Here is a 4,114-nt window from a genome sequence, read left to right as displayed (position 1 = left end):
CCCCCCCCCCCCCCCCCCCCCCCCCCCCCGCCGCCCGCCTGGGGGGCTCGGAGATGTGAAAACGCGCCAGGGTGAGCACGGCGGCGGCCCCGGACGCGGCGAGCAGCGCGGTGGTACGGGCCGCGGGCGCGCCGGGGTCGATCGGGCAGTACGCGGCGCCCGCGTACAGCGTGCCGAGGATGGCGGTGACGGCCTCGATGCCGCGGGGCACGGCGAGCGCGACGAGCGAGCCGGGGCCGAGGCCGCGGGCGGTGAGCCGGTCGGCGACCTGCCGGGCCGCTGCGAGGAGTTCGACGTAGCTCAGGCTGCGGTCGCCGTGTTCGACGGCGGTCGCGGTGCCGTGGGTGGCGGCCCGCTCGGCGATCTGGTCGAGCACCGGGCGGTCGTCGCCGTGCAGCGGCCCGCCGGCGACGACGGGCCAGTCGGCGGGCGCCGCCTTCCGGGCGGCGGCGGCAGGGGCCGGCTCCCGGGCGGCGTCCGCCGGGGTGCGCTGCGCGGGGAGCGTGGTCGTGGGGAGCTGAGTCGTGGGGGACGTGGCCGCGGGGCCCACCAGTTCGTCGAACGGGCGGTGCGGCTCGGCGAGCGCCGCGCGCAGCAGGGCGAGCAGCGCCCGCTGGTGCTCCACCAGGTCGCCCGCGGCGTACACCTCGGGGTTGGCGTCGAAGGCGAACCGCAGCCCGGCGCCCTCGGCCCGGTCGTAGACGTTGACCGACAGGTCGTCCACGGGGCCTGCGGACACGTTGTGCACGGTGCTGGCGTGGCCGGCGAAGCGCAGGTCGTACTCGAAGGGCATGATGTTCACGCCCGGGCCCGACAGCCGGCGCTTGCCGCCGATCAGCTTGAGGTCGCGCCGCAGGTGCTCGTACCGGAAGCGCTGGTGCGGCAGGCCGGCGCGCAGTTCGGCGGCGACCCGCGGGGCGAGGTCGGCGAGGCTGTCGCCGGCGGCCATCGGCACCCGCAGTGGCAGCACGTTGCGCACCATGGCCGGCACGCGCAGCGAGACCGAGCCGAGCCGGCCCATCACGGGCACGCTCAGGACGGCCTCGGCGGCGCCGCTGACCTGGTGGATGAGGCGGGCGGTGAGCGCGAGCAGCACATCGGACCAGGTGACCGAGAGCTGGCCCGCGACCGCGCGCAACGTGGCGACCTCGGCCTGCGGCAGATCGGTGACCTGGCGCAGGAAGTGCCGGGCGGGCAGCGCGGTGTGGCTGCTGAGGCTGGGCACCGGGGGCCGGTCGGCGTACCGCTCGGTCCAGTACGCGCCGTCCTTGGCGCGCCGCGGCGAGCCCTGGTAGGCGGCCTCTTCCTCGCGCACCGACTGGAGCGTGCCGAAGCCGCTCTCGCCGGTCGGGCGGCCGGCGGCGAGGGCGGTGTACACCTCGGCGACCCGGCGGGCGACCAGCGAGAAGCCGAAGCCGTCGAGCGCGATGTGGTGGACCCGGTGGTACCACCAGTACTCGTCGCCGGCGACCTGGAACAGGGCGTGCCCGAAGACCGGTTCGCGCTCCAGGTCGACCGGGCGGGCCATGTCCCGTGCCATCCAGGCCAGCGCGGCGGCGCGCGGCGCGGCCTCGCAGGTCAGGTCGGCCACGTACGGCTGCCAGTCGAGGTCGGGCACGTCCAGTTGCCGGGGCCGGCCGTCGACGACGGCGAAGCGCACGGTCAGCGCCTCGGTCTCGGCGACCACCTGGCGCAGCGCGGCCACGAAGACGTCCGGGTCGACGGCGCCGGCGATGCATACGTACTCGGCGGTGTTGTACGCCGGGCTGTCGACGTCGAGTTGCTGCCCGGTCCAGATGCCCTCCTGGGCGATGAGCAGCGGGTGCCCGGCCGTGGCCGCCCCGCTCTCCTGGGCGCCCGGCGCGTCGGGCAGGGCGGTGCCGTCAGGCTTCGACATGTTCGGCCTCCGACAGGCGTGCCGCGAGCAGGTCCCACCAGGCGGCGAACGAGGTGCGCTCGGCGAGCTCCACGAAGCTCACCTCGGCGCCCCCGGCGCGCCAGCGCTCGGCGAGGGTGACGATGCGCAGCGAGTCCAGGCCCGCGTACAGGGGGTTTTCGCTGAGGTCTACTTCGTCCGGCTGCTGGTGCAGCACCTCCGCGAGGTCGGCGCGGAAGGTCGCCAGCGTCAGGGGCTCAGGCATCTCGATCTCTCTCGGGTAGCGGGGCGGGGCGGCGACGGCGGTCAGTTGACCTTGCGGTCCGCGTCCTTCCAGAAGCGGTCGCGCAGTTCGCGGCGGAGGATCTTGCCGCTGGGGTTGCGCGGCACGTGGTCGATGAACTCGTACTTGGCCGGGAGCTTGAAGCTGGCCAGCCGGTCCACCAGGAAGCGGTGCAGGTCCCTGGGAGTGGGCTGGTGGTCCTTGGCGGCGACGACGAAGGCGTGGATGGTCTCGCCCCAGCGCTCGTCGGGCGCGCCGACCACGCAGGCTTCGGCGACGCCGGGGTGGGCTTCGAGGGCGCCCTCGATCTCGGCCGGGTAGACGTTCTCGCCGGCGACGATGACCGCGTCCTTGATCCGGTCGCTGATGAAGACGTAGCCGTCGGCATCCAGGTAGCCGGCGTCGCCGGTGTGGATCCACTCGCCGACCAGCGTCTCGCGGGTCTTGTCGGGCAGCCCCCAGTACTCGACCATGCGCGCCGGGGTGGCCAGGCACACCTCGCCGACCTCGCCGGTGGGCAGTTCGTTGCCGGCGGCGTCGATGACCTTGGCGCCCACGCCCGGGTACGGGTGGCCGGCGGCCTTCATCCGCGGGTGGCCCGGCACGTGGTCGGCCGGCGGCAGGCAGACGGCCGTGTTGCCGGTCTCGGTCAGCCCGTAGATCTGGGCGAACTCGCAGCCGAAGAGCGCCAGGCTCTGTTCGAGGAGCGCCTCGGAGATCGGCGAGCCGCCGTAGACGATCTTACGCAGGGTGCGGAAGTCCTCGGGGGTGACGCCCGGTTCGGCGAGCATCATGCGCAGCATCGCGGGCACCACGCAGGCGGTGGTGACGCCGAGTTCCCTGATGAGGGCGTTGGCGTCGCGGGCGGCGAAGGCGCGCAGCGCGACGACGGTGACGCCGGCGTTGAAGTTCTGGGTCGCCCACCACAGGCCGCCGACGTGGAAGCCGGGGATGCCGATGAGCGCGATGTCGCCGGCGCGCCAGTCGATCCAGTCCAGGCCCTGCGAGGCGAGCGCGTCGCGGATGGCGAAGAAGCTGCGGTGGGCCAGGACGACGCCCTTGGGCAGTCCGGTGGTGCCGCTGGTGTAGATCTGGGCGACGGGCGTGTCCGGGTCGGCCTGCCGCTGCGGGGCGGTGTCCGGGTGCGCGGCGTACCAGGCGGCGAAGTCGACGGCGGCTGTGGTCGGTCCGTCGGCGGCCGGGGCTGCGGGGGCGTTCGGGGCTGCGGGGGCCGCGGTTGCGGCGCCCGCGCCCCGCCCGGCCCACGGGGGCCGCGCCCCCCCCCGGCCCCCGGGGAAGATGGGCGCGCCAACCAGCGCAAAGGACCACCCGTAGCGGGCCGGGGGGGGCCGGGTGGGGGGGGGGGGGGGGGGGGGGGGGGGGGGGGGGGGGGGGCCCGCGGTTGCGGCGCCGGCGCCGAGCCGGACCAAGGGGGCGGGCGCCGCCTCCGGGACCCGGTCGATGATCGGCGCGAACTCCTGCTCAAGGAAGAGCAGTTCGCTGCCGGAGTCGCGCAGGATGTGGCTGACCTCGGGCGCGGTCAGGCGCCAGTTGATGGGCACCAGCACGGTCTGGCTCTTGGCGCAGCCGAAGAGGATCGCGTAGTAGTGCTCGGACTCCTTGCCGAGGTAGGCCACGCGCGCGCCGGGCCGCAGCCCCGCGGCCTCGATGGCGTGCGCGATGCGGCTGCTCTCGCGGTGGAGTTCGCCATAGGTCAGGACTCGGCCCTCGCACAGCACGGCCGCCACGTCCGGCTGCCGCTCGGCGTGGAAGCGCACCGTCTCGTCGAGGGTGTGCAGGTTCGCGTGGTGGAGCCTGCCGTCCGCCGTACGCGTCATCGTGGATTCGGCCATGTCCTGCGCCTCCGCATTCGGTCCCGTGGGGGGGGGGGGGGGGGGGGGGGGGGGGGGGGGGGGGGGGCGGCGGGGGGGGGGGGGGGGGGGGGGGGGGGGGGG

At 75.4% G+C, this 4,114-nt stretch carries 3 protein-coding genes; all 3 read right to left on the bottom strand.

The window, feature by feature from the left end; genetic code table 11:
• Window positions 1-1,897: condensation domain-containing protein (locus tag AAHZ94_RS29575; RefSeq protein ID WP_349996755.1), on the bottom strand; the 1,897-nt coding region annotated here is incomplete at its 3' end.
• The gene (locus AAHZ94_RS29570; RefSeq protein WP_349996754.1) at window positions 1,884-2,141 is read right to left on the bottom strand and encodes a phosphopantetheine-binding protein; all 258 of its coding nucleotides are present in this window, start codon (window positions 2,139-2,141) and stop codon (window positions 1,884-1,886) included. The genes AAHZ94_RS29575 and AAHZ94_RS29570, both read right to left, overlap by 14 nt.
• A gap of 41 nt (window positions 2,142-2,182) precedes the next feature.
• Window positions 2,183-3,997, bottom strand: a complete 1,815-nt coding sequence (locus AAHZ94_RS29565) for an AMP-binding protein (RefSeq protein WP_349996756.1) — start codon at window positions 3,995-3,997, stop codon at window positions 2,183-2,185.
• Window positions 3,998-4,114 lie beyond the last annotated feature (117 nt).

The sequence above is a fragment of the Streptomyces sp. HSW2009 genome, from assembly GCF_040240285.1.
Taxonomy (GTDB): Bacteria; Actinomycetota; Actinomycetes; order Streptomycetales; family Streptomycetaceae; genus Streptomyces.
This window is presented reverse-complemented; position numbering and strand designations above follow the sequence as displayed.